This is a genomic window from Luteimonas sp. MC1828 (assembly GCF_016461615.1).
Classification (GTDB): Bacteria; Pseudomonadota; Gammaproteobacteria; order Xanthomonadales; family Xanthomonadaceae; genus Luteimonas.
In genome coordinates this window covers 936,474-962,414 of record NZ_JAEMNY010000001.1, presented here as the reverse complement: position 1 = coordinate 962,414, position 25,941 = coordinate 936,474, and the positions used below count along the sequence as shown (strand labels likewise).

The 25,941-nt window shown below is 70.7% G+C and carries 27 protein-coding genes and 2 pseudogenes; 23 read left to right on the top strand and 6 right to left on the bottom strand.

From position 1 onward, the window contains the following. Window positions 1–22: 22 nt before the first annotated feature. Window positions 23–826 carry a tRNA threonylcarbamoyladenosine dehydratase gene (locus tag JHB91_RS04520; protein ID WP_199471779.1) on the top strand — a complete coding sequence of 268 codons (804 nt, stop codon included), beginning with the start codon at window positions 23–25 and terminating at the stop codon, window positions 824–826. Here the strand turns inward: JHB91_RS04520 and JHB91_RS04515 are convergent. After that, window positions 823–1,584, bottom strand: coding sequence for a TatD family hydrolase (locus tag JHB91_RS04515; RefSeq protein ID WP_199471776.1), 762 nt, complete (start codon window positions 1,582–1,584; stop codon window positions 823–825). The genes JHB91_RS04520 and JHB91_RS04515 overlap by 4 nt on opposite strands. A 3-nt stretch (window positions 1,585–1,587) precedes the next feature. Then, a complete protein-coding gene (locus JHB91_RS04510; protein ID WP_199375591.1) occupies window positions 1,588–1,818 on the bottom strand; it encodes a DUF6116 family protein in 231 nt (76 codons plus the stop codon). A 181-nt stretch (window positions 1,819–1,999) separates the two neighbouring features. Between JHB91_RS04510 and JHB91_RS04505 the strand changes: the two genes are divergently transcribed. The 5 genes from JHB91_RS04505 (at window position 2,000) to JHB91_RS04485 (ending at window position 7,698) form a co-directional block, all read left to right on the top strand. Further along, window positions 2,000–2,818, top strand: coding sequence for a glycine zipper 2TM domain-containing protein (locus JHB91_RS04505; protein ID WP_199375592.1), 819 nt, complete (start codon window positions 2,000–2,002; stop codon window positions 2,816–2,818). 155 nt (window positions 2,819–2,973) lie between these two features. Beyond that, on the top strand, window positions 2,974–4,143 hold the full coding sequence (locus JHB91_RS04500) for an acyl-CoA dehydrogenase family protein (protein WP_199375594.1): 1,170 nt from the start codon (window positions 2,974–2,976) through the stop codon (window positions 4,141–4,143). A gap of 60 nt (window positions 4,144–4,203) precedes the next feature. Beyond that, window positions 4,204–4,758: a GNAT family N-acetyltransferase gene (locus JHB91_RS04495; protein ID WP_199471773.1), complete on the top strand. Its 555-nt coding sequence runs from the start codon at window positions 4,204–4,206 to the stop codon at window positions 4,756–4,758. Beyond that, complete coding sequence (locus tag JHB91_RS04490) at window positions 4,755–5,396, top strand: glutathione S-transferase family protein (protein WP_199471770.1); 642 nt, start codon at window positions 4,755–4,757, stop codon at window positions 5,394–5,396. The genes JHB91_RS04495 and JHB91_RS04490 overlap by 4 nt, the downstream gene beginning before the upstream one ends. 19 nt (window positions 5,397–5,415) lie before the next feature. Beyond that, a complete protein-coding gene (locus tag JHB91_RS04485; RefSeq protein WP_199471768.1) occupies window positions 5,416–7,698 on the top strand; it encodes a thiamine pyrophosphate-dependent enzyme in 2,283 nt (760 codons plus the stop codon). A gap of 21 nt (window positions 7,699–7,719) precedes the next feature. Here JHB91_RS04485 and JHB91_RS14030 read toward each other — a convergent pair whose 3' ends face one another. The 4 genes and pseudogenes from JHB91_RS14030 to JHB91_RS04470 form a co-directional block, all read right to left on the bottom strand. Further along, window positions 7,720–8,877, bottom strand: a complete 1,158-nt coding sequence (locus JHB91_RS14030; protein WP_199471766.1) for an EAL domain-containing protein — start codon at window positions 8,875–8,877, stop codon at window positions 7,720–7,722. A 65-nt stretch (window positions 8,878–8,942) separates the two neighbouring features. After that, a pseudogene (locus JHB91_RS14025) lies at window positions 8,943–9,365 on the bottom strand (transporter substrate-binding domain-containing protein); the annotation flags it as partial. A 100-nt stretch (window positions 9,366–9,465) separates the two neighbouring features. After that, window positions 9,466–9,951: an OmpA family protein gene (locus JHB91_RS04475; RefSeq protein ID WP_199471764.1), complete on the bottom strand. Its 486-nt coding sequence runs from the start codon at window positions 9,949–9,951 to the stop codon at window positions 9,466–9,468. Window positions 9,952–10,075: 124 nt separating this feature from the next. Further along, window positions 10,076–10,963 (bottom strand): folate-binding protein YgfZ, encoded by an 888-nt coding sequence (locus JHB91_RS04470; protein ID WP_199472652.1) that lies wholly within the window; start codon window positions 10,961–10,963, stop codon window positions 10,076–10,078. 106 nt (window positions 10,964–11,069) lie between these two features. Between JHB91_RS04470 and JHB91_RS14090 the strand changes: the two are divergent. From JHB91_RS14090 to JHB91_RS04385, 17 genes and pseudogenes are all read left to right on the top strand, one after another. Then, window positions 11,070–11,156, top strand: a pseudogene (locus JHB91_RS14090) (DUF1674 domain-containing protein); the annotation flags it as partial. Window positions 11,157–11,240: 84 nt separating this feature from the next. Then, a complete protein-coding gene (gene sdhC, locus JHB91_RS04460; protein ID WP_199375606.1) occupies window positions 11,241–11,630 on the top strand; it encodes a succinate dehydrogenase, cytochrome b556 subunit in 390 nt (129 codons plus the stop codon). Beyond that, window positions 11,627–12,040, top strand: a complete 414-nt coding sequence (gene sdhD / locus JHB91_RS04455; RefSeq protein ID WP_199471763.1) for a succinate dehydrogenase, hydrophobic membrane anchor protein — start codon at window positions 11,627–11,629, stop codon at window positions 12,038–12,040. The genes sdhC and sdhD overlap by 4 nt, the downstream gene beginning before the upstream one ends. A gap of 15 nt (window positions 12,041–12,055) precedes the next feature. Continuing rightward, window positions 12,056–13,846, top strand: a complete 1,791-nt coding sequence (gene sdhA, locus JHB91_RS04450; protein ID WP_199471761.1) for a succinate dehydrogenase flavoprotein subunit — start codon at window positions 12,056–12,058, stop codon at window positions 13,844–13,846. A gap of 12 nt (window positions 13,847–13,858) precedes the next feature. Continuing rightward, window positions 13,859–14,650 carry a succinate dehydrogenase iron-sulfur subunit gene (locus JHB91_RS04445; protein WP_199471759.1) on the top strand — a complete coding sequence of 264 codons (792 nt, stop codon included), beginning with the start codon at window positions 13,859–13,861 and terminating at the stop codon, window positions 14,648–14,650. A 52-nt stretch (window positions 14,651–14,702) separates the two neighbouring features. Continuing rightward, the gene (locus JHB91_RS04440) at window positions 14,703–15,128 is read left to right on the top strand and encodes an MAPEG family protein (protein ID WP_199471756.1); all 426 of its coding nucleotides are present in this window, start codon (window positions 14,703–14,705) and stop codon (window positions 15,126–15,128) included. A 5-nt stretch (window positions 15,129–15,133) separates the two neighbouring features. Next, a complete protein-coding gene (locus tag JHB91_RS04435; protein ID WP_199375757.1) occupies window positions 15,134–15,382 on the top strand; it encodes a succinate dehydrogenase assembly factor 2 in 249 nt (82 codons plus the stop codon). Then, window positions 15,312–15,782 (top strand): hypothetical protein, encoded by a 471-nt coding sequence (locus JHB91_RS04430; protein ID WP_199471753.1) that lies wholly within the window; start codon window positions 15,312–15,314, stop codon window positions 15,780–15,782. Before JHB91_RS04435 ends, JHB91_RS04430 begins: the two co-directional genes overlap by 71 nt. Window positions 15,783–15,808: 26 nt before the next feature. Further along, a complete protein-coding gene (locus JHB91_RS04425; protein ID WP_199375616.1) occupies window positions 15,809–17,050 on the top strand; it encodes a lipoprotein-releasing ABC transporter permease subunit in 1,242 nt (413 codons plus the stop codon). After that, entirely contained in the window at window positions 17,043–17,783 is a 741-nt protein-coding gene (gene lolD / locus JHB91_RS04420; protein WP_199471750.1) for a lipoprotein-releasing ABC transporter ATP-binding protein LolD, read from the top strand. The genes JHB91_RS04425 and lolD overlap by 8 nt, the downstream gene beginning before the upstream one ends. Before the next feature lie 504 nt (window positions 17,784–18,287). After that, window positions 18,288–20,666, top strand: coding sequence for a DNA internalization-related competence protein ComEC/Rec2 (locus tag JHB91_RS04415; protein ID WP_199471747.1), 2,379 nt, complete (start codon window positions 18,288–18,290; stop codon window positions 20,664–20,666). A 31-nt stretch (window positions 20,667–20,697) separates the two neighbouring features. After that, window positions 20,698–21,378 (top strand): MotA/TolQ/ExbB proton channel family protein, encoded by a 681-nt coding sequence (locus JHB91_RS04410; protein WP_199471744.1) that lies wholly within the window; start codon window positions 20,698–20,700, stop codon window positions 21,376–21,378. Window positions 21,379–21,385: 7 nt separating this feature from the next. Next, entirely contained in the window at window positions 21,386–21,832 is a 447-nt protein-coding gene (locus tag JHB91_RS04405) for a biopolymer transporter ExbD (RefSeq protein WP_199375623.1), read from the top strand. Next, the gene (msbA, locus tag JHB91_RS04400; protein WP_199471742.1) at window positions 21,829–23,649 is read left to right on the top strand and encodes a lipid A export permease/ATP-binding protein MsbA; all 1,821 of its coding nucleotides are present in this window, start codon (window positions 21,829–21,831) and stop codon (window positions 23,647–23,649) included. Before JHB91_RS04405 ends, msbA begins: the two co-directional genes overlap by 4 nt. Then, complete coding sequence (gene lpxK, locus JHB91_RS04395; RefSeq protein ID WP_199375627.1) at window positions 23,646–24,647, top strand: tetraacyldisaccharide 4'-kinase; 1,002 nt, start codon at window positions 23,646–23,648, stop codon at window positions 24,645–24,647. Before msbA ends, lpxK begins: the two co-directional genes overlap by 4 nt. 2 nt (window positions 24,648–24,649) lie before the next feature. Further along, window positions 24,650–25,429, top strand: coding sequence for a 3-deoxy-manno-octulosonate cytidylyltransferase (kdsB, locus tag JHB91_RS04390; RefSeq protein WP_199471740.1), 780 nt, complete (start codon window positions 24,650–24,652; stop codon window positions 25,427–25,429). A 102-nt stretch (window positions 25,430–25,531) separates the two neighbouring features. After that, window positions 25,532–25,930 (top strand): hypothetical protein, encoded by a 399-nt coding sequence (locus JHB91_RS04385; protein WP_199375631.1) that lies wholly within the window; start codon window positions 25,532–25,534, stop codon window positions 25,928–25,930. Window positions 25,931–25,941: the final 11 nt, after the last annotated feature.

Below are 25,941 nucleotides of genomic sequence, written 5' to 3'. Positions count from 1 at the left end.
GCGCACCCGCTAAAATGCGCGCATGGACAAGCACTGGCAGGACAGGTTCGCGGGTATCGACCGCCTTTACGGGCGTGGCGCGGTGGCGCGTTTTGCCAACTGCCATGTCGCGGTGGTTGGCCTGGGTGGCGTGGGCTCGTGGGTGGCGGAGGCGCTCGCGCGCAGCGCCGTCGGTCGGCTGACGCTGATCGATGCCGATGACCTGTGCGTGTCCAACACCAACCGCCAGCTTCCGGCGCTTGAAGGCCACTACGGGCGCGCCAAGGTCGAGGCCATGGCGGAACGTTGCCGTGCGATCAACCCGGCGATGACGGTCGACGCCTTGCCGAGTTTCCTCACGCCGGCCAACCTCGACGAACTGCTCGACCGCGGCTATGACCTGGTCATCGATGCCTGCGACAGCTTCCGCAGCAAGGTCGAGGCGATCGCATGGTGCCGGCGCCGCAAGCTGCCGCTGATCACCGTGGGCTCGGCGGGCGGGCGCGTGGACCCGACCCTGGTGCGCGTGCGCGACCTGTCGAAGACCGAGCACGACGCGATGCTGGCGCTGGTGCGGCGCAAGCTCCGCGGCGAGTTCAATTTCCCCAAGGGGCCGCGGCGCTATTTCAGCGTGCCTGCGGTGTACTCGCTGGAAAACGTGCGTTACCCGCAGCCCGATGGCAGCGTCTGCGGCCTGCGCCCGCAGGTCGGCGGTGCCGACGCGCTCAACCTCGACTGCGGTGGCGGCCTCGGCGCGGCCACGCACATCACCGGCGCATTCGCGTTCGCCGCGGCGGGCAAGGCGCTGGAGATACTGCTGGCACGCGGCCAGGCGCGCGACGCCTAGTCCAGCGCGAACAGCCGCCGCGCGTTGGCGCTGGTGGCTTCGGCCAGCACATGGTCATCCACGCCGCGCAGCGCGGCGATCGTCGCGCACACCACGGCAAGGCGCGCCGGTTCGTTGCGTTGGCCGCGGAGGCCGGCATCCGGCTGGTCGGGCGCGTCGGTTTCCAGCAGCAGGTGTTCTATCGGCATGTCGGCGGCCAGCCGGCGCAGCCGCTGCGCGCGTTCGTAGGTGACCGGACCACCGAGGCCGAGCAGGAACCCCTCGCGCCACAGCACTTCCGCCTGTTGGCGGCTGCCGGAAAAACTGTGCACCACGCCGCGCAGGCCGCCAATGCGGCGGATGGCGGCGATCACCGCGTCCACCGAGCGCCGTGCGTGCACGATCACCGGCAGGTCGAACTCGCGCGCAAGTTGCAGCTGGCCGTCGAACCAGTGCGCCTGTTGCGCCGGGTCCAGGCCTTCCACGAAGTAGTCGAGCCCGCATTCGCCGACCGCCACCGGGCGCTCGCGCTCCAGCCAGGTGCGCAGCTGCTCGAGGTGTCCCGGGCGGTGGTGGGCGAGGAAGGTTGGATGCAGGCCGTAGGCCGGGTACAGGCCATCGTCGAGAGCGGCCGCTTCGCGGAGACCCGGCCAGGCGCCAGCGTGCGTCGCCGGCAGGACCTGCATGCGCACGCCCGCCGCACGCGCCCGGGCAATTACTGCTGCACGATCGGCGTCGAACTCGATTGCGTCGAGATGGCAATGGCTGTCGACCAGCATGGTTCAACCGCGCCGGGCTTCACCGTCGATGGTGTCCTTCGCCGTCCCGCCCGCGGGTCGCTTGCGGCGCGCGAGCAGCAGCGCACCGAGGCCGAACAGGATCTCGTCGACGAACGGCAGCGGATCCGGGACCACGAGGGTGACCAGGAACAGGCCCGCCGCGGCCATGAACAGCTTCGGAAAACTCAGGCGGCCCAGCCATCGCATCAGCGGGATCAGCAGGGGATTGGGCATGGCGACACTCCACGGGCGTGCGATGCAGGCACGCTAGCACGCTGCAGGGTGTGGCCTGGTTCACGGATCCGTCAGTTTGCAGGCTGGGTGGCCGGCACCCGTTCAGGCGTGAAGTGTTCGAATCCCGTTATCCGCGGCACCGCCGCACGGTCCACCGGTTCCGCCCACGAGGAGGCGCTCCATGAAGAACAACACGCTAGCCATTGCCCTCGCTTCGCTGCTTGTCGGTGGCGTTGCCGTCGCCGCCTTCCAGGGTGGTCGCACCGACCAGCCGCGCGCCGACATCGCCGCCGCCGGCACCTCGCTGGACGTCGCCGCCGACGCATCGGAAGGACGCCTCGACGATGGCGCGATCCCGAGCGCGGGTCGCCTTGAATATGCCGACGTCGTCGCCGTCAAGCCGATCACCGAGCGCGAGGCGCTGTATGCGACCGTGATCGGCTCCGAGGCGATCCGCGAAACCACCACCAGCTCCAGCCCGCGCCAGGTCTGCGAAGACGTGGTCGTGCAGGAACGCCTGCCCGAGCGCGACGGCAACATCGGCGGCACCGTCGCCGGTGCGGTCATCGGTGGCCTGGTGGGCAACCAGGTCGGCAGCGGCAACGGCCGCAAGCTGGCCACCGTGGCTGGTGCCGTCGGCGGCGGCTATGCCGGCCGCGCTGTGGACCGTCGCCACGTCGGTGGCCAGGTCGTCGAGCGCGTGGACCGCCAGTGCCGCACCGTGCAGGACAGCGCGCAGTCGTCGCGCGTGGTCGCCTACAACGTGACCTACCGCAACCCGGATGGCACCACCGGCACCATGCGCACCGACAGCAAGCCTGGCAACCGCATCCCGCTGGGCAACCAGGACGTGACCGTCGGCTACGACGTCACCTACCGCTACGACGGTGACGAGCGCAGCATCCGCATGGACGAGCGCCCCGGTGACCGCTTGCCGGTGATCGACGGCCAGGTGGTCACCCAGGTCGCCAGCGTCGACGGCGACACCGAGCGCGGCTGATCGCAGCGCCGCCAGGTGAACGCTGACGCGGGCCCGGATTTCCGGGCCCGCGTCGTTTCCGGGATCTGCCGGCCGGTAACGCCCCGCGCCATGGCCTGCCCGGCGCCGCTGGCCATCGCTACAATGCCGGGTTTCCGCCGACCGGTTGCGCTTCCATGGCCCTGAATCCCTACGACCTCTACGACGTCCGCTCCCTGCTCAGCGATGAGGAGCGCGCCGTGCAGGACACGGTGGCGCGGTTCACCGACGAACGCGTGCTGCCGATCATCGGCGAGTGCTTCGACCAGGGCCGCTTTCCGAAGGAGCTCATCCCGGAGATCGCCGGGCTCGGCCTGCTGGGCGCGACGCTGCCCGCCGAATACGGCGGCTCGGAGCTCAACTACGTCAGCTACGGCCTGATCTGCCAGGAGCTGGAGCGCGGCGACAGCGGCATCCGCAGCTTCGCCAGCGTGCAGTCGTCGCTGTGCATGCATCCGATCTTCGCGTATGGCACCGAGGAGCAGAAGAAGCGCTGGCTGCCCGACATGGCCGCCGGCAAGGTGATCGGCTGCTTCGGCCTGACCGAGGCGCACGGCGGCTCCGACCCGGCCAACATGAAGACGCATGCGAAGAAGGACGGCGGCGACTGGATCATCAACGGCGCCAAGATGTGGATCACGAACGGCAACATGGCCGACATCGCGATCGTCTGGGCGCAGACCGAAGACGGCATCCAGGGCTTCATCGTCGAGAAGGATTTCGCCGGCTTCAGTGCGCAGGAGATCAAGCACAAGATGAGCCTGCGCGCGTCGGTGACCAGCGGCCTGTTCTTCGACAACGTCCGCGTTCCGGAGGCCAACCGCCTGCCGAACGTGAAGGGCCTGAAGGGGCCGCTGGGCTGCCTGACCCAGGCGCGCTACGGAATCACCTGGGGTCCGATCGGCGCGGCGATCGCCTGCCTGGACGAGGCCTTGAACTACAGCAAGGAGCGCATCCTGTTCAACCGCCCGCTCGCGGCCACGCAGAGCGCGCAGCTGAAGATGGCCGACTGGTCGCGGCGCATCACCGGCGCGCAGCTGCTGAGCCTGCAGCTCGGTCGCCTGAAGGATGCCGGCAAGATGCAGCCGACCCAGGTGAGCGTGGCGAAGTGGAACAACTGCCGCATGGCCATCGACATCGCGCGCGAAGCGCGTGACCTGCTCGGCGGCGCCGGCATCACCACCGAGCACTGCCCGATCCGCCACGCGCTGAACCTGGAATCGGTGATCACCTACGAGGGCACCGAGACCGTGCACCAGCTGGTGGTGGGCCGCGAACTGACCGGCATCAACGCCTTCGCCGGCTGAGCCCTGTCCGGTCGCCGCGCCGCGGCGCCCACCGGTCCACGCGATAGAGGTGCGTCCACCATGGCCTTGCCCGAGCTCCGCCTTGAAACCGAACGCCTGGTCCTGCGCCCGCCGCAGCTGGGCGATTTCGAGCGCTATGCCGAACTGCTTGGCGACGAGCAGGCCGCGCGCCACATCGGCGGTCACCAGCCGCGTGCGGCGGCGTGGCGCAAGTTCCTGCAGATGCCCGGTGCCTGGGCCGTGCAGGGCTTCGGCATGTTTTCGGTCGTCGAGAAGACCAGCGGCAGCTGGCTTGGCCAGGTCGGCCCGTGGAAGCCCGAGGGCTGGCCGGGCAACGAGATCGGCTACTCGTTCCACCCGGATGCGTGGGGCAGGGGCTACGCGACTGAAGCAGCGATCGCCACGATCGACTGGGCGCTGGCGAATCTCGGCTGGGACGAATTCATCCACTGCATCGCGCCCGAGAACGTCGCTTCGCAACAGCTCGCGAAGCGCCTGGGTTCCACGCTCCGCGGGCCGGGACGATTGCCGGCGCCTTACGAAGATGCAGCCGTCGACATCTGGGGGCAGACCCGCGCACAGTGGCGCGCGCGTGGCGCGGGCGGCGCGCCGTGATCACCGTCCACGGCTTTTCGCCCTCGGGCAACTGCCACAAGGTGAAGCTGCTGCTGGAGCAGCTCGGTCGCCCCTATCGCTGGGTCGAAACCGACAGCAGCCGCGGCGAGACCCGCACGCCGGGATTCCTCGCGATCAACCCCAACGGCCGGGTGCCGGTGATCGAGCTCGACGACGGCCGCCGCATGGCGGAGTCGAATGCGATCCTGTGCTGGCTGGCCGAAGGCACGCCGTACTTCGCCGGCGATGCCTGGCAGCGCGCCCAGGCGCTGTCATGGATGTTCTTCGAGCAGTACAGCCATGAGCCCTACATCGCCGTCGCGCGCTTCATCCGCGGCTGGACCCCGACCGATTCGCCACGCCGCGCCGCGGAACTGCCGCGCTGCCTCGAGCGCGGCCACCAGGCGCTGGCGGTGATGGAGCAGCACCTGGCCGCGCATCCCTGGTTCAGCGGTGACGGCTACGGCATCGCCGACATCGCGCTCTTCGCCTACACCGACGTTGCCGGCGACGGCGGCTTCGATCTGACGCCCTATCCGGCGATCGGCGGCTGGCTGGCGCGCGTGCGCGCAACGCCGGGCTTCCTGCCGATCCCACCCCCCACGCCCGACGTCGCCGCCCTGCTGGCGACGCACTGACCACGGAAATCGCCACGCCATGTCGCAGGTCGTTCCCCAGCCCATCCCCGCGCGCATGCGCGGCCTCAACCGCGCCGAGATCTGCGACGTCAACTTCAGCGAATTCGTGCGCGGCTGGAACGGCCACGTCGACGCGCGCCCGGCGGCCGGGGAGGCGATCCTCGACGGCAGCGCGCTGGATGCGCGCGGTTTCCGCGAACTGTTCGAGTCGCAGCTGATCAGCCGCCACCTGGATCTCATGGCGCGCGTGCTGCGCGTGCAGGACAAGGTCTTCTACACCATCGGTTCCAGCGGCCACGAGGGCAATGCGATGGTCGCGCGGCTGACGCGGCATACCGATCCCGCGTTCCTGCACTACCGCTCCGGCGGCTTCATGGCCGAGCGCTTCCGCAAGCTGCCGGGCATGGACCCGGTGATGGACTCGGCGCTGTCGTTCGCCGCCAGCAAGGATGATCCGGCCAGCGGCGGGCGCCACAAAGTGTGGGGCAGCAAGCCGCTGTGGGTGCTGCCGCAGACGTCCACGATTGCTTCGCACCTGCCCAAGGCGTTCGGCACCGCGGTGGCGATCGAGCAGGGCCGGCGCATCGGCCATGCGCTGCCGATCCCGGACGACAGCATCGCCATCTGCTCGTTCGGCGATGCGTCCAGCAACCACGCCACCGCGCAGACCGCGTTCAACGCCGCGGCGTGGACGGCCTACCAGAAGCTGCCGGCGCCGGTGCTGTTCGTCTGCGAGGACAACGGCATCGGCATTTCCGTGAAGACGCCGGACGGCTGGGTGGCGCGCAACTTCGCGCAGCGCCCGGACCTGGATTACTTCGCCGCCGACGGCCTTGATCTCGCCGCCGGCTACGGCGACGTGCAGCGCGCGGTCGAACACTGCCGGCGCACGCGCCGCCCGACCTTCCTGCACCTGCGCACCACCCGGATCATGGGCCACGCCGGCACCGATTTCGAGATCGAATGGCGGCCCTTGGAGGAGCTGTGCGCAGTGGAAGCGAGCGATCCGCTGCTGCGTTCCGCGGCGATCGCGCTCGAGTCGGGGCTGATGTCGAAAGACGACGTGCTGGCGCTGTACGAGGCCACGCGCGCCAGGTGCTTCGCTGCCGCCGAGGATGCCGACCGCCGCCCGCGCCTCGACTCGCTGGAAGACGTGATGGCGCCGCTCGCGCCGTACACCCCGGCGGCGGTGCAGGCCGAGGCCACGCGCGCCGACTTCGACGCGCGCCGGCTCGAGGTGTTCGGCGGCGAGGCCAGGCTGCCGGAAAACCAGCCGCCGAAGCACCTCGCCATCCAGATCAACCAGGCGCTGCACGACCTGTTCTGCAAGTATCCCGAGACGCTGCTGTTCGGCGAGGACGTGGCGCAGAAGGGCGGCGTGTACACCGTCACCAAGGGCCTGCAGAAGGCGTTCGGCGCGCGACGCGTGTTCAACACCCTGCTCGACGAGACGGTGATCCTCGGCCTGGCGCAGGGCTACGCCAACATGGGGCTGTTGCCGCTGCCCGAGATCCAGTACCTGGCGTATTTCCACAACGCCTGCGACCAGATCCGCGGCGAGGCGGCCAGCCTGCAGTTCTTCTCCAACGGCCAGTACCGCAACCCGATGGTGGTGCGCATCGCATCGCTCGGCTACCAGCGCGGCTTCGGCGGGCACTTCCACAACGACAACTCGATCACCGCGCTGCGCGACATCCCGGGCCTCGTGGTCGGCTGCCCGAGTCGAGGCGACGACGCCGCGACCATGCTGCGCACGCTGGCCGCGCTGGCCAAGGTCGACGGCCGCGTCTGTGCGCTGCTCGAGCCGATCGCGCTGTACATGGCCAAGGACCTGCACGCGCCCGGCGACGGCGGCTGGCTGACCAGCTACCCGCCACCCGGCGAGGCGATGACGCTCGGCGAAGGCCGGGTGTACGGCGAAGGCCACGACGACCTGGTGATCTTCACCTTCGGCAACGGCGTGCCGATGAGCCTGCGCGCCGCGCGCACGATCGAGGAGACGCACGGCTGGAAGGTGCGCGTGGTCGACCTGCGCTGGCTGGTGCCGCTCAACGACGGCTTCATCCGCGAGCAGGCGGCGAACGCGAAGCGCATCCTCGTGGTCGACGAAGGCCGGCGCAGCGCCGGCGTGGGCGAGGGCATCATCACCGCCGTGGTCGAGGGCGGATTCGGCGCGCGGCCGCTGCAGCGCGTGGTCGGTGCCGACACGTTCACGCCGCTCGCCGGTGCGGCGTTCCTGGTGATTCCGTCGGACGCCGAGATCGTGGCGGCTGCCGATCGACTGGCTGCGGTCGCGCCGTAACGCGTCCGCACGCGGCGCGCGCTAGGCCTGCGCGCGCAGCAGTGTCGCGAGCTGCGCTGCGCCCATGGGCCGCGCAATGCGGAAACCCTGGCCGATGTCGCAGCCCGCGGCGGCCAGCCAGTCGCGGGTGGCGTCGTCCTCGATGCCCTCGGCGGCCACGGTGGCGCCCAGTTCGTGCGCAAGGCCGATGATCGCGGTCACGATGGCCTGGTCCGAGCGTGAGTCGAGCAGCGAGGTCACGAACGAGCGGTCGATCTTGAGTTCGTCGGGGGCGAGGCGACGCAGGTTGACCAGCGAGGAATGGCCGGCGCCGAAGTCGTCCACGGAAATGCGGATGCCATGCGCACGCAGCCGCGGCACCGCCTCGGCGACCAGTCCGGGCTCGCGCATGACGTCGGTCTCGGTGATCTCCAGCATCAGCCCGGGGCCGTCCTGGCGGTGCCGGGCGATGATGGCGTCGACCAGCCGCGGGTCGGCCAGGTCGTTGGCCGAGATGTTCACCGAGACGTGCAGCGGCGGGTCTGCAGCGGGCCATTGTTGGCGCTGCCGCAGGCCGCAGCGCACCAGGTGCAGGCTCATGGCGCCGATCACGCGTGCCTGTTCGGCGATGGGCACGAACTCTTCGGGCGACATCGGGCCACGCTGCGGATGGTCCCAGCGCACCAGCAGCTCGGCGCCCAGCCAGCGGCCACTGCGCAGGTCCAGCTTGGGCTGGAACTGGTAACCGAGGCGGTCGTTGTCGATCGCGTCCTGGAGTTCGGCGAGCAAGGCCGCATTCTGGCCGGCGTACTGCACCACGGGGCTGTCCCGTCGGCGCCTGCGCCACGCGAGCGTGCTTCCGCCGATCACCAGCAGCGCCGCCACGCCGCCCGTGATCGCCGGCCAGGGCAGGGCCTTGCGTGCGCTCAGGTTGCCGATCCATTCCACGTACAGGTCGTTCTGCGTGCCGCTGGCGCGCAGGCGTTCGAGCGAGGCATCGATCCGGGCCACCAGGTCGGCGCGGCCGTGGCGCGCCGCGAACACATAGCGGCGTTCCAGCAGCGGCGGACTCAGTGCGACCATGTCGCGCAGTTGGTGCTGGTGGATGGCGTAGTAGCCGATGCCGGTGGGCGCGAGGGCATAGTCGGCGTCGCCGCGGGCCACCGCCGCCAGCGTGTCCGCCTCGTTGTCGAGTTCCACCAGCACCACGCCCGGACCGGCCTGCGCGCGCAGCGCTTCCCAGGCAAGGCCGCATGCTGCACCGCCACGCGCACGTCGGCGAGTTCGTCGAGTGAATCCAGCACCGCCCGCGAGCGCGGGCCGAACAGGGCATGGTGGCGGATCAGGATCGGCTCGGTGAACAGGAAGCGCTGCTCGCGCTCGGCCGACCAGAACATCGGCACGATATCGACCTCGTCGCGGGCGAGGCGCTCCAGGGCGTCGTCCCATGCGCCCAGCTCGAAGCGCGGCTCCATGCCCAGGTCACGCGCGACCTCGCGCGCCAGCGCCACGTCGAAGCCGTCGGCCTGGCCGTCCTCGTCAAGGAAGTGGTACGGCGGATAATCGGCATCGCCGCCAATGCGCAGCGTTTCCGCCTCCCTGGCGCCTGCGAAGGCCGGGGCGAGCAGGGCGATGGCTGCAAGCAGCCAACCGGCCCCCCGCGCAACGGCCCTGCCGCGGCCGGTCATCGCCCTCCCCAAGGCTTCCATTGCGCGGCATCCGGTTTGACCGTGCGCCATGTGTAGCACAGCCGGGTGCGTCGTCGACGCGCCCCGGCTGTCGCCGGGGTTACGGCATCACCACCTTGATGTCCACGCGGCGGTTGGGCGCCAGGCAGGTGATCAGCGCCTGGCCCTTCTCGCCCACGCACGCGGCCACCGGCTCCACGCTGCCGCGCCCGACCGCGGTGATCCTGTCGGCGGGCACGCCGGCCGCGGCGAGGTAATCGCGCACCGCGGCCGCGCGCTTGCGCGACAGTTCCACGTTGCCCGCGGCAGTGCCGATGCGGTCGCTGTGGCCGATGACATGCACCACCTCGACAGCCGGCAGCGCGCGCACGCGCGCGGCGAGCAGGTCGAGTTCGGCGCGCCCGGCGGGGCTGATGTTGTCGATGCCGGACTTGCCGAATTCGAACAGCGCGTCCCCCGACAGCGTCTGGTCGAAGCTCGCCGGGGCCGGCTCGGGCGCGGGGGCGGGCGGTGGCGGGCTGGATGCACAGGCGGCCAGCAGGCAGGTGGCAAGCAACGCTGCCACGCGTGCGATCGAACGGGTCATGCATTTCCCCTTTGCGTGATTGTCCCGGGTCGGCCGGACGGCCGCCCGCACCGCGGATTCCCCCGGGGCCGAGCATAGCGTCAGGATGTAACCGCGATGCGACGCGCTTCGCGGTTCGGGATCGTCAGCGCGAAAGGCCGTCGTGCAGTGGCAGCACGGCCAGCGACTGGCCGTCGGCCTCGAGCGTGGCGGAGTCGTCGCGCTCCAGCGGGAGTACCGCCAGGGCGAGCGCCGCAGCGGGAAGTCCGGTGCCGGCGGCGTCGCCGCTGCATGCCACCGTGCCCAGTGCCTTGCCGTCAGCCAGCACCTCGCTGCCCGCCGCGGGCGCAAGCGGTGCGCCGAACAGCACCAGCCCACGCTTCGCCTTGCCCAGGAAATGCGTGCGCGCCACGATTTCCTGGCCGGGATAGCAGCCCTTTTTCACGCTGTAGGCCTTCAGCCGGTCCAGCGACAGCTGTTGCGGCGTCCACTGTTCCGTCTGCGACGGCGGCAGCCGCAGCCATCCGTGGGCGAGGTCGAAGGCGTGCCAGCGTGCCTGCGCCGCCGGGTCGGGTTCGACGGCGACGTTCGAGACGCGCAGGCAGCGGGGCAGGGTGCCATCACCCAGGTCGAGTTCGACGCCGCCGTTGGCGTCGCCCGAGAGCGTCGCGTCGCGGGCCGCCGCCGGTGCCGCGAACGCCCCGGCCACGAACAGGTCAGGGCGCGCCTCGACCTTGACCTTGCTGCGGAACACCAGGCCGCGCAGCCGCGCCGCCAGGGATTCGGTATCGCCATCCGGTACCAGCAGCCAGGCGCTCTCGGCGCCCAGCCGCAGCACCGCGAACAGCGCGATCACCCGCCCCTTGGGCGTCAGCCAGCCGCTCCACTGCCAGCCGTGGTCGGCCAGCGCGGCCACGTCGCTCATGCACTGCGCCTGCGCGAACGCCAGCGCATCGCGGCCTTCGAGGGTGATGACGCCGTGGTCGGGAAGTGCGAAGAAACCCGTCCGCGGAACGTCCGGCTTGTCCAACATGGCCATGGGAACTAGACTTTCACTCGTGCCTGACCCCGCAATCATAGGCGAAACGCCGCCCCCAGCCGTCCCCGCGCCTTCCGCGGACGCGGTGGCAACGCCGCCGCCCGCGCCGGAGTACGGGGGCCGCGACGGCCCCGATCCGACCCGCTACGGGGACTGGGAAAAGAACGGACGCTGCATCGACTTCTGATGCGTTCGCCGCCCACGGCGGCTTGCCATACCCCCACCAGCCAACGCGGCAGACATCGCCGCCCAGCGAGAGATGCCCGCCGCGATGACCCATCCAAACCGCCCACTGTCGCCACACCTCCAGGTGTACCGCTGGCAGATCACCATGTTGATGTCGATCCTGCATCGCGCCACCGGCATCGCGCTGGTGGTCGGCGCGTTCGGCCTGGCCTGGTGGCTGCTTGCCGTTGCCGCCGGCGGAGACGCCTACGCCTCGGCCAGCGCCTGCCTGGCGTCGCCCCTCGGCCGCATCGCGCTGTTCGGCTTCTCGCTGGCGCTGATGTACCACCTGCTCAACGGCGTGCGCCACATGCTGTGGGATGCCGGGTGGGGCTTCGAGCTGCCCGAGGTGTACCGCTCCGGTTACACAGTGTTCGTGTTGACCGTGGTGCTGACCGCGGCCATCTGGTTCTTCGCGCTGGGAGGTGCGGCATGAGCGACGTGAAAACAGGCGCCGCCGCGCGCCGCGACCTGCGCACGCCACTGGCGCGCGCCCGTGGACTGGGCTCGGGCAAGACCGGCACCGGCCACTTCTGGTACCAGCGCCTGACCGCCATCGTGCTGGTGCTGCTGGTGCCGTGGCTGGTCGGCACGCTGGTGTCGCTGGTCGGTGCCGATCTCCCCACCGCCTATTCGGTGCTGTCGCGCCCCTATAACGCGATTCTCATGGCGGCGCTCGTGGTGGCGCTGTTCTGGCACGCGAAGCTCGGCCTCCAGGTGGTGATCGAGGACTACGTGCACGCCCGCGCGGTCGAACTGACCCTGCTGGTGCTCAACTCACTGCTCTGCGCCCTCGGTGCCCTGGCTTCGCTGTACGCGATCGCCCGCATCGCGCTGCTTGCCTGACCTGCGAAGCCCAAGATGACCAACGCCTACAAGATCACCGAACACAAGTACGACATGATCGTGGTGGGGGCCGGCGGTGCCGGCCTGCGCGCCACGTTCGGCCTCGCCCACAAGGGCCTGAAGACCGCCTGCATCACCAAGGTGTTCCCGACCCGTTCGCACACCGTGGCCGCGCAGGGCGGCATTTCCGCCGCGCTCGGCAACATGGGCGAGGACGACTGGCGCTTCCACTTCTACGACACCATCAAGGGCTCCGACTGGCTGGGCGACCAGGACGCGATCCAGTACATGTGCCGCGAGGCCATCCCGGCGATCATCGAGCTCGAGCACCAGGGCGTGCCGTTCTCGCGCACCGAGGAGGGCAAGATCTACCAGCGCCCCTTCGGCGGCATGACCACGCACTATGGCAAGGGCACCGCGCAGCGCACCTGTGCCGCCGCCGACCGCACCGGCCACGCCATCCTGCACACGCTGTACCAGCAGTCGCTGGCGCACCAGGCCGAGTTCTTCGTCGAGTACTTCGCGCTCGATCTCATCATGGATGCCGACGGCGCCTGCCGCGGCGTGCTGGCCATCGACATGGCCGAAGGCACGCTGCACCTGTTCCGCGCCCAGGGCACGGTGCTGGCCACCGGCGGCTACGGCCGCGCGTACTTCTCGGCCACGTCCGCGCACACCTGCACCGGCGACGGTGGTGGCATGGCGCTGCGCGCGGGCCTCGGCCTGCAGGACATGGAGTTCGTGCAGTTCCATCCCACCGGCATCTATGGCGCCGGCTGCCTGATCACCGAGGGCGTGCGTGGCGAAGGCGGCATCCTGCGCAACGCCAACGGCGAACGCTTCATGGAGCGCTACGCACCGAACGCCAAGGACCTGGCGTCGCGTGACGTCGTGAGCCGCTCGATGACCATCGAGATCCGCGAAGGCCGCGGCGTGGGCGAGCACAAGGACCACATCCACCTCGACCTGACGCACCTCGACCCGAAGGACATCCACGAGAAGCTGCCCGGCATCGCCGAGAGCGCGCGGATCTTCGCCGGCGTCGACGTCGAGAAGCAGCCGATCCCGGTCATTCCCACCGTCCACTACAACATGGGCGGCGTGCCGACCAACTACCACGGCGAAGTGGTGCAGCTGAAGGACGGCAACCCGGACGCGATCGTCCCGGGCCTGTACGCCATCGGCGAGGCCGCCTGCGTGTCCGTGCACGGCGCCAACCGCCTCGGCTCCAACTCGCTGCTGGACCTGGTGGTGTTCGGGCGTGCGGTCGCCAACCGTTGCGCCGAGACCATCCGTCCGGGCGGGCCGCACAAGCCGCTGGCGGCCGATGCCTGCGACCGTTCGCTGGCCAACCTCGACAAGCTGCGCCACGCCAAGGGCGACACGCCCACGGCGGTGATCCGCGACCGCATGCAGCGCACCATGCAGGCCGACGCCGCGGTGTTCCGCACCGGCGAGACGCTGGCCGAGGGCGTGGGCAAGATCCGCGAAATCAACGATTCGTTCGCCGACGTCAAGGTCAGCGACCGTTCGCTGGTGTGGAACTCGGACCTGATCGAGACCTTCGAGCTGCAGAACCTGCTCGGCCAGTCGCTGGCGACCATCGTGGCCGCGGAGAACCGCACGGAATCGCGCGGCGCGCATGCCCGCGAGGATTTCCCCGACCGCAACGACGCCGAGTGGCAGAAGCACTCGCTGACCTGGGTGGACGATGCCGGCAACACGCGCATCGACTACCGCCCGGTGCACATGTACACCCTCGACGACGAAGTCGAAGTCGTGCCGCCCGTCGCGCGCGTCTACTAGGATCAAAGGCAGATGGCTGAATTCTCACTCCCGAAGAACTCGACGATCCACAAGGGCAAGCGCTTCGCGGCGCCCGCCGGGGCCTCGCGCGTGCGCGAATTCAAGGTCTACCGCTGGAGCCCCGACGACAGCGAGAACCCGCGCACCGACACCTACGAGGTCGACCTCGACAAGTGCGGCCCGATGGTTCTCGACGCGCTGATCAAGATCAAGAACGAGATCGACCCCACGCTGACGTTCCGCCGCTCGTGCCGCGAGGGCATCTGCGGCTCGTGCGCGATGAACATCGACGGCACCAACACGCTGGCGTGCACCAAGGCCATCGCGGACTGCGGCAAGGGCAAGGGCGAAGTGCCGATCTACCCGCTGCCGCACATGGAGGTGGTCAAGGACCTGATCCCCGACATGACGCACTTCTACGCGCAGTACGCGTCCATCCAGCCGTGGATCCGCACCCAGAGCCTGCCGCCGCCGGACCGCGAGCGCCTGCAGACCAAGGAGGACCGCGCCAAGCTCGACGGCCTGTACGAGTGCATCCTGTGCGCCTGCTGCAGCACCGCGTGCCCCAGCTACTGGTGGAACGGCGACCGCTACCTCGGCCCGGCGATCCTGCTGCAGGCCTACCGCTGGATCGTCGACTCGCGCGACGAGGACACCGGCGCGCGGCTCGACGACCTCGAGGATCCGTTCAAGCTCTACCGCTGCCACACCATCATGAACTGCACGCGCACCTGCCCGAAGGGACTCAATCCCGCCAAGGCGATCGGCGAGATCAAGCAGTTGATGCTGGCACGCCAGGTCTGATCCATCCCGCGCCGGCACCCGCCGGCGCGGTCGTTTCGGGGGAACGGAACACATGCTGGCAACCCATTCCATCCTGCTGCCCGCATTCGTGCTCGTGGCACTGACCTTCGTGGTCATGGTGCGCATGTACGTGACGCGCGTGGCGCAGATGAAGCGCGAGCGCATCCACCCGCAGGCCGTCGCCACCTCGGCGCAGGCCGCGCAGAAGCTCACCGACAGCGGCGCCGCGGACAACTTCCGCAACCTGTCCGAGTTGCCGGTGCTGTTCTATTTCGGCGTGGCGGTGATGCTGGCGCTCGGCCTGCATGACGGGTGGCTGCTCGGGCTGGCGTGGGGCTTCGTCGCCCTTCGCATCGTGCACAGCGCCATCCACTGCAGCTACAACAAGGTCATGCACCGCTTCAAGGCGTTCCTTGCCGGCAGCGCAGTACTGATGCTGTTCTGGGTCCGCCTGGCCTGGTGCCTGCTGGCGGCATGAGCACGCTGGACGACGACACCGAAATCCGCCGCCTGCGCTGGAAGTGCCGCCGCGGCATGCGCGAGCTCGACCGCCTGCTCGAACGCTGGCTGGAGCGCGAATGGCGGCAATCCCCGGCCGACGAGCGCGCGGTTTTCCTGCGGCTGCTGGACAGCGAGGACGATAGGCTCTGGAAATGGTTCCTTGGCCACGCCCAGCCCGATGACCCCGAACTCGCCGCACTGGTCAGGCGCATCGCCGACCTGCCGCATTGAGTGGCACCCATCGCGCTGGCTGCTGGCCGCGCTGATCCTGCTGTCGGCGCTGGCCGCATGCGCGCTGCCGGCGAGCGGCCTGCCTGCGCCGCTGGCATGGATGCTGGTTCCTGTCGTGCTGGCATGCGGGCTGGCATCGGCACGGCGCCACTGGAGCACGGCGCCCGGGTTGGTCGCGATCGATGCGCAGCGCCGCGTGCTGGTCGATGGCGTGGTGGTGGCGCAGCCGCGCCTGCAGTGGCGCGGACCGCTGGCGGTACTGTCCTGGCGGGATGCCCGCGGCCGCACCCGGCACCGCACCTGGTGGCCGGATACCCTGCCAGCACCTCGCCGCCGTGAACTGCGGCTGGCCGCCGACAACCTGATTCCCGCCCGCGCGACGCCGCAGATGGCACCATAGCGGCCTTCGAGCCCGCGCGAGACCCGATGTTCAAGCCCATCCCCGTGGCCATCGGCCTGCGCTACCTGCGCGCCAAACGCCGCAACGCCTTCATCTCCTTCATTTCCCTGGCCTCCATCCTCGGCATCGCCGTGGGCGTCACCGCGCTGATCACCACACTGGCGGTGATGAGCGGCTTCCAGCGCGAGATCCGTGACCGCATGCTCGAGATGACCCAGCACGCCACGGTCTCCGCCGATGGCGCGCGCATGGAAAACTGGCAGGAGGCGGTGGACGTCGCGCGTCGCGACCCGCGCATCGCCGGCTCCGCGCCCTACATCTCCACCGAGGCGCTGCTCTCCGGCCAGCGCCGCCAGCCAGCCATCCTGCGCGGCATCGTTCCGGGTGATGAAGCCCAGGTGTCGGTGCTCGGCGAGCGCATGGTCGAAGGCAGCCTCGATACGCTGGCCGCGCGCAGCTACAACATCGTGCTCGGGCGCGAGCTCGCCGCGTGGCTCGGCGTGCGCGTCGGCGACAGCGTGATCGCCACCACCGACTACCAGGCCTCGCCCATGGGCGCGGTGCCGCAGCTCAAGCGCTTCACGGTGAGCGGCATTTTCGAAGCCGGCTACCAGGAGTTCGACAAGGGCCTGGCCATCGTCAACCTCGAGGACGCCCAGCGCCTGCTGCGCATGGGCAACGCCGTCACCGGCGTGCGCCTGCAGATGCACGACATGGACCTGGCGTTCGACATCGCCCGCGACCTCGCGCTGAAGCTCGACGGACCGTACCGGGTCAGCGACTGGACGAGCGAGAACGCCAACATGTTCCGCGCGCTCAAGCTCGAGAAGACCATGATGGCGATCCTGCTGTCGCTGATCATCGCCATGGGTGCGTTCAACCTGGTGTCGTCGCAGGTGATGCTGGTGACCGACAAGCAGGCCGACATCGCCATCCTGCGCACGCTCGGCCTCACGCCGCGCGGGGTGATGCAGGTGTTCATGGTGCAGGGCACGCTGATCGGCGTGATCGGCACGGTGCTGGGCGTGGTCGGCGGCATCGTGCTCACCCTCAACCTGGAGCACATCCTGCGCGCCATCGAGGCAGTGTTCGGCGTGGTACTGATGCCGGCCGACGTCTACTACATCACCGGCCTGCCGACCGAACTCAACCCGCACGACGTGGCGTGGATCGCCGCGGTGGCGCTGGCGATGGCGTTCGTGGCCACCATCTATCCGGCCTGGCGCGCGGCGCGCACGGCCCCGGCGGAGGCGCTGCGCTATGAGTGAGCACGCGCAGGCACCGCGCATCAACCACGGCAACGGCCACCAGGGCGAAGTGGTGCGCGCCGAAGGCCTTGGCAAGACCTACGCCGAGGGCAAGCTGCGCACGCCGGTGTTCGACGGCCTGGAGCTGCGCGTGGACGCCGGCGAGACCGTCGCCATCCTCGGTGCATCCGGCGCCGGCAAGAGCACGCTGCTGCACTTGCTGGGCGGGCTGGACACGCCTACCGCGGGCGAGGTGTTCGTCTGCGGGCAGGCGATGGGCTCGCTGCCCGACGCCGAGCGCGGCCGGCTGCGCAACCGCGCGCTGGGCTTCGTCTACCAGTTCCACCACCTGCTGCCCGAGTTCACCGCGCTGGAAAACGTGATGCTCCCGGTGATGCTGTCCGGCGCGGCAGTGCCGGAGTCTGCGGCGCGCGCGCGTGCGCTGCTGGAATCCGTCGGCCTGGGCCATCGCCTGGAGCACAAGCCGGGTGAGCTGTCCGGCGGCGAACGCCAGCGTGCGGCCGTGGCGCGGGCGCTGGTCAACAGCCCCGCCTGCGTGCTCGGCGACGAACCCACCGGCAACCTCGACGACAAGACCGCGGCCACGGTGTTCGAGCTGATGCTCGAGCTCAACCGCGCCGAGCGCACCGCGCTGGTGCTGGTCACGCACGACCGCAGCCTGGCGCGCAGGCTGGACCGCGTCCTCGAACTGCACGAAGGCAAGCTGCGCGAGATCGACCCGGCGAGTGCGTGAGCACGCGCTGATTTGACGCGGGGCGCGGGGGGCGGGGCGCCGCGCGCCGGGTGCCAAGGCCCTTGAGGACTCATGTCCCCCGGATCCGCCTGGCGGCGGATGCCTCCTCCTTGACTTCGCCCTCAAGGGCCTCGGCACCCGGTACGCCGTACCTCGCGGTGCTTTGAGGAGCAAAGCCACAGCCCGCAAGCTCGCGCTTGGTCGCGGCACTGGCAGCCGGCGGAACGCCCCAAAGTGACCGGGAGGCCTTCGCGGGGAAGTAAAGGAGGAGGCATCCGCCGCAGGCGGATCCGGGGGACATGAGCCGCGAAGGCCTCCCGGCCACCACGGGGCTCGGCTCGCGGGGCTCCGGCCACCACGGGGCCCTTCAGCTCGACGCTCCCGGAACGGGAAAAGTTCGCAACAACCAAGGACTGGATTCCTGACGGCTCAGTGGGGCCGAGGGTGATCGCCACTCCCTCATGACACAGCCACGCTGGCCTTCTTTGCGCCCGGGCAGTCGTCATGAGCGGAATCATCGCAGCCCCGCCGCTTGGAGTCGGCGCGGCAGCGGCCCTGGTGGTCGGCGCACTGGCCTGCCTGCTGCTCCCCGCGCTGGCTCCGGTGGCGGCGCTCGCGGCACTGCTCCTCGTCGGCCTCGTCGCCTGGTGGCAGCGGCGCGATCGCTGGCGATGGGCGGCGGCCGCGCTGTTCGGCTTCGGACTGTGCGGGCTGCACGCGGCGGCATCGCTGCACGCGCAGCTGCCGCCCGCGCACGAACGCGACGATTTCCAGGTCGGCGGGCGCGTCATCGGCCTGCCGGTGCACGAGGCGCGGCGCACGCGCTTCGACCTGCGCGTCGATGACGATCCCGCGCTGCCGGACTTCCTGCGCGGCGCGCGCCTGCGGCTGTCCTGGTACGACAACGAATGGTCCGATGCGCCATCGCGGCGCGGCGAAATCGTCGCCGGTGGCGAGTGGGAGCTGCGCGTGCGCCTGCGCGCGCCGCGCGGCCTGCGCAACCCGGGCAGCTTCGACAGCGAGAAGCACGCCATGGCGCAGCGCGTGGTGGCCACCGGCTACGTGCGCGCCCCGGAAGATGCCGTGCAGCGCGGCCGGCCGCGCGGCATCGACGCCTGGCGCGACGGCATGGCCGCGCGGATCGATGTGGTGGTCACAAGCGCCTCGTCGCGCTACGTGCGTGCGCTGGCGCTCGGCGACACCCGCGCGCTCGCCGACCACGACTGGGAGATCCTGCGCGCCACCGGGCTTACCCATCTGATCGCGATTTCCGGCTTCCACGTCGGCATGGTCGCGGGCTTCTTCGCGCTGCTCGGTGCCGGTCTGTGGCGACTCCTGCCGGGGCTCGGGCGCATCGTGCCGCGGCCGCAGGCGTCGGCGGCGGTGGCGCTGGCCGGGGCGGTCGGCTATGCCGCGGTCGCCGGCTTCGCGCTGCCCACGGTGCGCACGGTGCTGATGATCGCGGTGGTGGTGGCCGCGCGCCTGTGGCGTCGCCCGCTGCGCATCGCCGACGCGCTGGCGCTGGCGGCGATCGCGGTGCTGCTGGTCGATCCGCTCGCGGTGCTGTCGGCGGGCTTCTGGCTCAGCTTCGCCGGCGTCGCGTGGCTGGTGTGGTGCCTTCCGCAGGCGCGCGGCGGCAACATCGCGCGCGAGTTCCTGTCGGCGCAGTGGGTCGCCACGCTGGGCCTGTTGCCACTGACCGTGATCCTGTTCGGCCAGGCCTCGCTGGCCGGGCCGTTCGCCAACCTGGTGGCCATTCCGTGGTGGAGCCTGGTGGTGGTGCCGCTGTCGCTCGTCGGCACCGCGCTCGAAGGCCTGCACGGGGGCTGGGGGAGTGGCGCCTGGCGGCTCGCGGCCTGGGCCTTCGACCTGTCGTGGCCGGCGTTCGAGCGCCTTGGCGCGAGCCCGCTGGCGCTGTGGTGGTTGCCGGAGCCGCGCTGGTTCGCCCTGCCCATGGCGCTGGCCGCGGCGTTCTGGCTGCTGCTGCCGCGCGGCATTCCGGGCAAGCCGCTGGCGGCCCTGCTGTGGTTGCCGCTGCTGTGGCCCGATCGCCAGCTGCCGCGCCATGGCGAAGTCGAGCTGGTGGTCATCGATGTCGGCCAGGGCCTGGCGCTGCTGGTGCGCACCGCGCGCCACGCGCTGCTGTACGACATGGGCCCGGCGATCCCCGAGGGCTACGACGCCGGCGAGCGCACCGTGGTCCCGGCGCTGCATGCGCTGGGCGTGCGCCGGCTGCACACGATGGTGGTCAGCCACGGTGATGCCGACCACGCCGGCGGGCTGGCCGCCGTGCGCCGGCGCTTCCCCGCGCCCCGGCTGCTGGCGCCGGAAGGCGCGGGCATCGACGGTGCAGCGCCGTGCCTGGCCGGTACGCAGTGGCGCCGCGACGGCGTGGCGTTCCGCATCCTGCATCCGCCGCTGCATTTCCCCTACCTGCGCAACGAGGCCAGCTGCGTGCTGCGCATCGAGACGGCGCACGGCGCCATGCTGCTGGTCGGCGACATCGGCGCACCGGTGGAGGAGCGGCTGGTGGGGCGCGTGCCGGGCGACCTCCCGGCTGACGTCGTCGTGGTCGGCCACCACGGCTCGCGGCATTCGTCCACGCCGGGCTTCGTCAGCGCCACCGGCGCGCGCCTGGCGCTGGTCTCGGCCGGCCACGGCAACCGCTTCGGGCACCCGGATGGCGGGGTGGTGGCGCGCTGGCAGGCCGCCGGCGCGACCGTACTGGAGACCGCCACGGGCGGCGGGCTGCGCATCCGCCTCGGCGCCGATGGCCTGGAGGCGGGCACCGAGCGGCAGCGGCGACCGCGGTTGTGGGACGCGGTGCGCAGGCTCGAACGGGCGGCGCATTCGCCCGCCGCGCTATCCTATCCGCCGGATTGAACGGCGGGCCCCCCGGCCCGGGGAGCAAGGCGTGCTGGAACTGGTCAAGGCTGGCGGATGGCCGATGCTGCCGCTGCTGCTGCTGTCGGCGGTGGCGCTGGCGATCATCGTCGAACGCTACTGGACGCTGCGCCGCAGCGTGGTGGTGCCCTCCGGCCTCGGTCGCGAAGTGCGCGACTGGGCCGGCCGCGGTGGCCATCTCGACCCCGCGCACATCGAGTCGCTGCGCGGCAATTCACCGCTCGGCGCGCTGCTGGCCGCGGTGCTGGACATGCGCAACCGCCCGCGCGAAGAGATGCGCGAGCGCGTCGAGGACGTGGGCCGCCACCTGGTGCACCGCATGGAGCGCTACCTCAACGCGCTCGGCACCATCGCCGCCGCCGGCCCGCTGCTCGGCCTGTTCGGCACCGTGGTCGGCATGATCCAGATGTTCCTCGGCATCATGGACGTCGGCATGGGCGAGATGAACGAGCTCGCCGGCGGCATCGGCAAGGCGCTGGTGTGCGCCGCGGCCGGCATGATCGTCGCGGTGCCGGCGCTGATGTTCCACCGCTATTTCCGCGCGCGCATCGACGGCTACATCATCGACATGGAGCACGAGGCGATCCAGCTGATGGACGCCATCGACCACCGTGCCAGGCGCGCTGCCGAACCGGCCGTGGATGCCCACGCCGGCTACGCGGGACACGTCGCCGCCCCGGCGCGGGCCTGAGCGCCGCATGCGCATCCGTGACCGACGCGCCGAGGACGTGCCCGAGATCAACCTCGTGCCGCTGATCGACGTGATCCTGGTGCTGATCATCTTCTTCGTGGTCACCACCACCTTCGACACCCGTTCCATGCTGAAGCTCGAGCTGCCGAGCGCCGAGGCGCGGCCGGCCGACAACGACCCGCAGGCGCTGAGCGTGCTGGTGAATGCCGACGGCCGCTACTTCATCGACGACCGCGAGGCGCTGCGCACCGACGTCGACTCGCTGAAGGCCACCATCCTCGAAGTCGCCGGCGACGACCGCGAGCGCGCGGTGCTGCTGCGCGCCGACGCGCGCACGCCCCACCAGGCAGTGGTGACCGCGATGGACGCACTCGGCCAGCTCGGCTTCAAGCGCGTGGCCATCGCCACGGCGCCCGAAGCCGGCGCCCGCGCCGCGCCGGCCGCGGCGCAATGAGCGACACCACCGGCAAGACCGCCGCTGCCGGCAAGACCGCGGCAGGCGCAACCGGGTCCGCGGCCGAAGACGCCGCGCCCAGCGCCTGGGTCACCTACCGCCGCCTGCTCGGCTTCGCCGCGCGCTACTGGCCGCTGCTCACCGTGGCCACCATCGGCATGGTGATCGAGGCCGGCGCCGGCGCCGCGTTCGTGTGGCTGATGAAGCCGTTGACCAACGACGGTTTCGTCAATCCCAAGCCGGAGATGGCGGTGCTGCTGCCATTGGCGATCATCTTCCTGTTCCTGCTCCGCGGCGTGGCCACCTTCTGCACCGACTACGGCATGGCGCGTTCCGGGCGCAGCGTGGTGCGCGACCTGCGCGAGCTGGTGCTGGGCAAGTACCTGCGCCTGCCGAGCAGCCGCTTCGACACCGAAGCCGTGCCCAACATGGTCAGCCGCCTGAACTTCGACACCGAACAGGTCACCCAGGCCAGCGCCGATGCGCTGAAGATCATCATCGCCGACGGCCTGACCATCGTGTTCCTGTTCGGCCTGATGCTCTACACCAGCGTCAAGGTGACCATGGCGATGATCCTGATCGCGCCCCTGATCGGGGTGCTGGTCTGGTACGTGGGCGGCCGCTACCGGCGCATCAGCCGCGGCATCCAGAGCAGCATGGGCGACCTGGCGCACAGCGCCGAGCAGTCGCTGGCCGCGCAGCAGGACGTCAAGGTGCACGGCGCGCAGGCGTTCGAGCAGGCGCGCTACTCGTCGCTCGCCAACCGCGTGCTGCGCCTGAACATGAAGGTCGAGACCACCCGCGCGCTGTCGTCGGGCATGGTGCAGATCCTCGCGGCGCTGGCGCTGGCGGCGATCGTGTGGGTGGCGATCGGCGAGGCGCTCGAGGGCCGCCTGGATCCGGGCGAGTTCATGCAGCTGATGACCGCGATGATGGGCATCATCCCGTCGCTGCGCCGCATCACCAACGTGCAGAGCGTGATCGGGCGCGGCGTGGCCGCGGCCGAGCGCCTGTTCTCGATCCTCGACGATGTCGAGGAGGACGACCGCGGCCGCAAGGCGGTCGATCGCGCCCGCGGCGAATTGGTGTTCGACGACGTCAGCCTGAGCTACGCGCGCGGCGAGGGCAGGGTGGCGCTGGACCACGTCAGCTTCACCGCGCGCCCGGGTACGGTCACCGCGATCGTCGGGCGTTCGGGCAGCGGCAAGACCAGCCTGATCCGCCTGGTGCCGCGCTTCTACGAGCCCGATTCCGGCCGCATCACCCTCGACGGCACGCCGCTGGCGGACTACGCGCTCGCCGACCTGCGCCGCCAGGTCGCCCTTGTAGGCCAGCGCGTGGCGCTGTTCGACGACACCGTGGCCGCCAACATCGCCTACGGCATCGAGGCCCCACGCGAGTCGATCCGCGCCGCCGCCGAAGCCGCGAATGCCTGGGAATTCATCGAGCGCCTGCCGCAGGGCCTGGACACGCCGATCGGCGAGAACGGCGCGCTGTTGTCCGGCGGCCAGCGCCAGCGCCTGGCCATCGCGCGCGCCATCCTGCGCGACGCGCCGATCCTGATCCTCGACGAAGCCACCGCCGCGCTCGACACCGAGTCCGAGCGCCTGGTGCAGGACGCGCTGCAGCGGCTGATGCCCGACCGCACCACGCTGGTCGTCGCGCACCGCCTGTCGACCATCGAACACGCCGACCAGGTGCTGGTGTTCGACCAGGGCCGGCTGCTGGAGCAGGGCACGCACACCGAGCTTCTGGCCCAGGGCGGGCTGTACGCGCACCTGCACGGCATGCAGTTCCGCGAAGGTGGCCCGGCATGAGCCGCGTGCGCCAGGCGCCGCGCTGGTGGTTCGACGGCAGCACGCCGCCGCTGCATGCGCGCGCGCTGTCGAAGCTCTACGCCGCGGCGGTTGCCGCGCGCGTCGCGCTGTACCGCAAGGGCCTGCTGCGGCGGAAGAAGGCGGGCGCGCCGGTGATCGTGGTCGGCAACCTGATCGCCGGCGGCAGCGGCAAGACGCCGCTCACGCTGGCCATCGTCGAGCGCCTCAAGGCCGCGGGCTTTACCCCGGGCGTCGCCAGCCGCGGCTACGGCCGCAAGGATGCGCGCGCCGCCGCCTGGGTCGATGCGGGCACGGCGCCGGCCATCGGTGGCGACGAGCCCGTGCTGATCGCGCGCCAGACAGGCGTGCGCGTGCGCGTCGATGCCGACCGCGCGGCTGCCGCGCGCGCGCTGGTTGCCGCCGGCTGCAACGTGGTGGTCTGCGACGACGGCCTGCAGCATTACGCGCTGGCGCGCGACATCGAGATCGAAGTCATCGACGGCCGCCGCCGCCACGGCAACGGCCTGCCGCTGCCCGCCGGGCCGATGCGCGAACCCGCCGAACGCGCCGCCAGCTGCGACTTCCGCGTACTCAACGTCGGCAGCGATCCGGACCTCGTGGCCGGTTTCGGCGAATGGCCGATGTGGCTGGCGCCGGGCGACGCCATGCCGCTCGCCGGCGGCCGCCCACGGCCACTCGCGGCGTTCATCGGCCAGCGCGTGCATGCCGTGGCCGGCATCGGCGACCCGGAGCGCTTCTTCACCATGCTGCGCAGCCTCGGCATCGCCGTGGTGCCGCATGCGTTCGCGGATCATCACACCTACAGCGAGGACGACCTGCGCTTCGGCAGCGACCTGCCGGTGCTGATGACCGCGAAGGACGCGGTGAAGTGCGCGGCGTTCGTCACCGAGCGGCATTACATGGTGCCGGTGCGTGCCGATCTTCCCGAAGCGTTCTGGATCGCGCTGCTCGCACGGCTGCGCGAACCGGCGGCCTGACCATGGACGCGCTCGACTTCATCGTCGCCATTCCCGCGCGCTTCGCCGCGTCGCGGCTGCCGGGCAAGCCGCTGCAGCTGCTCGGCGGCGAGCCGCTGGTGCTGCACGTGGCGCGCCGCGCGCTCGCCGCCGGCGCCCGCGAGGTCTGGGTGGCGGCGGACGATGACCGCATCGCGCGCGCGCTGGAGGGCAGCGGCGCCCGCGTGGCGATGACTTCGAGGGAGCACCTGTCCGGCAGCGACCGCCTTGCCGAATGCGCCGACATCGCCGGCTGGGCCGATGACGCCGTGGTCGTGAACCTGCAGGGCGACGAGCCGTTCGCGCCCGCGGCGGGGATCCGCGCCGTGGCCGCGGCACTGGTGGCGTCCGGCGCCGAGATGTCGACGCTGGCCACCCCGGTGGATGATGTCGCCACGCTGTTCGATCCCAATGCCGTCAAGCTGGTGCGCGCGGCCAGCGGCGACGCCCTGTACTTCAGCCGCGCGCCGCTGCCGTGGCCGCGCGACGCGTTCGCAGCCGAAGGCGGGCGCGAGCGCATGCCCGCCGGTGGCCACTGGCTGCGCCACATCGGCATCTACGGCTACCGCGCAGGCTTCCTGCGGCGCTTCGCGGCGCTACCGCCGACGCCGCTGGAGCGCACCGAATCGCTGGAGCAGCTGCGCGCCCTGGAGCACGGCCACCGTATCGCCGTGGCGCTGACGCCCGAGCCCTTCCCGCCGGGAGTGGATACACCGGACGACCTGCTGCGGGCCGAGCGGCGCATGGCCGGGATTGACAGCTGATCGGTCGATCTGCGAAAAACGGGTGCGTTTTTCGACACCCCCTCCAGGAAAAAGATGAACAGGATTCTGTTGCTGTGCGTTTTGCTTTCCGCTGTTCCCGCGTTGGCATGGGCGAACGAAAACAAGCTTGACGTCGCCTCCGCCAAGCCGTTCGTGGAGCAGCGCGCCAGGATCGAAGCGGATCTTGCACGCGGCGAGATCTACTCGGAGCTTTCCGCCGCCAACGCCACCAGGGTCAAGGCGTCGCTGGATGTCATTTCCAGCCAGCTGGAGACCGCCGGCACCGTGGCGTCGCTGTCCGAAGAGTCACGGCGCGAGGTCGCCAGCGCGCAGCAGCTGGTCAATACGCTGCTGCAGGACGCCGAGGCGGACAGCCGCGTGGTCTGCAAGCGCGAGCTCAAGACCGGGTCGCGCATGCCCACGACCCAGTGCTCGACCGCGGGCCAGCAGCGCCGCCAGCGCGAGAGCCTGCTCAAGCCGGCGCAGCACGCCAACCAGTAACGGGCACGCCG

Bases quoted from the DNA above. Each gene is read 5' to 3' on its own strand.
- JHB91_RS04520 (WP_199471779.1), top strand. From the start codon at position 23: ATGGACAAGCACTGGCAGGACAGGTTCGCGGGTATCGACCGCCTTTAC.
- sdhA (WP_199471761.1), top strand. From the start codon at position 12,056: ATGACCAACGCCTACAAGATCACCGAACACAAGTACGACATGATCGTG.
- JHB91_RS04415 (WP_199471747.1), top strand. From the start codon at position 18,288: ATGAGCGGAATCATCGCAGCCCCGCCGCTTGGAGTCGGCGCGGCAGCG.
- JHB91_RS04425 (WP_199375616.1), top strand. From the start codon at position 15,809: ATGTTCAAGCCCATCCCCGTGGCCATCGGCCTGCGCTACCTGCGCGCC.
- JHB91_RS04515 (WP_199471776.1), bottom strand. From the start codon at position 1,584: ATGCTGGTCGACAGCCATTGCCATCTCGACGCAATCGAGTTCGACGCC.
- JHB91_RS04505 (WP_199375592.1), top strand. From the start codon at position 2,000: ATGAAGAACAACACGCTAGCCATTGCCCTCGCTTCGCTGCTTGTCGGT.
- JHB91_RS04475 (WP_199471764.1), bottom strand. From the start codon at position 9,951: ATGACCCGTTCGATCGCACGCGTGGCAGCGTTGCTTGCCACCTGCCTG.
- kdsB (WP_199471740.1), top strand. From the start codon at position 24,650: ATGGACGCGCTCGACTTCATCGTCGCCATTCCCGCGCGCTTCGCCGCG.
- JHB91_RS04510 (WP_199375591.1), bottom strand. From the start codon at position 1,818: ATGCCCAATCCCCTGCTGATCCCGCTGATGCGATGGCTGGGCCGCCTG.
- JHB91_RS04445 (WP_199471759.1), top strand. From the start codon at position 13,859: ATGGCTGAATTCTCACTCCCGAAGAACTCGACGATCCACAAGGGCAAG.
- JHB91_RS04495 (WP_199471773.1), top strand. From the start codon at position 4,204: ATGGCCTTGCCCGAGCTCCGCCTTGAAACCGAACGCCTGGTCCTGCGC.
- JHB91_RS04440 (WP_199471756.1), top strand. From the start codon at position 14,703: ATGCTGGCAACCCATTCCATCCTGCTGCCCGCATTCGTGCTCGTGGCA.
- sdhD (WP_199471763.1), top strand. From the start codon at position 11,627: ATGAGCGACGTGAAAACAGGCGCCGCCGCGCGCCGCGACCTGCGCACG.
- JHB91_RS04485 (WP_199471768.1), top strand. From the start codon at position 5,416: ATGTCGCAGGTCGTTCCCCAGCCCATCCCCGCGCGCATGCGCGGCCTC.
- sdhC (WP_199375606.1), top strand. From the start codon at position 11,241: ATGACCCATCCAAACCGCCCACTGTCGCCACACCTCCAGGTGTACCGC.
- lolD (WP_199471750.1), top strand. From the start codon at position 17,043: ATGAGTGAGCACGCGCAGGCACCGCGCATCAACCACGGCAACGGCCAC.
- msbA (WP_199471742.1), top strand. From the start codon at position 21,829: ATGAGCGACACCACCGGCAAGACCGCCGCTGCCGGCAAGACCGCGGCA.
- JHB91_RS04500 (WP_199375594.1), top strand. From the start codon at position 2,974: ATGGCCCTGAATCCCTACGACCTCTACGACGTCCGCTCCCTGCTCAGC.
- JHB91_RS04470 (WP_199472652.1), bottom strand. From the start codon at position 10,963: ATGTTGGACAAGCCGGACGTTCCGCGGACGGGTTTCTTCGCACTTCCC.
- JHB91_RS04405 (WP_199375623.1), top strand. From the start codon at position 21,386: ATGCGCATCCGTGACCGACGCGCCGAGGACGTGCCCGAGATCAACCTC.
- lpxK (WP_199375627.1), top strand. From the start codon at position 23,646: ATGAGCCGCGTGCGCCAGGCGCCGCGCTGGTGGTTCGACGGCAGCACG.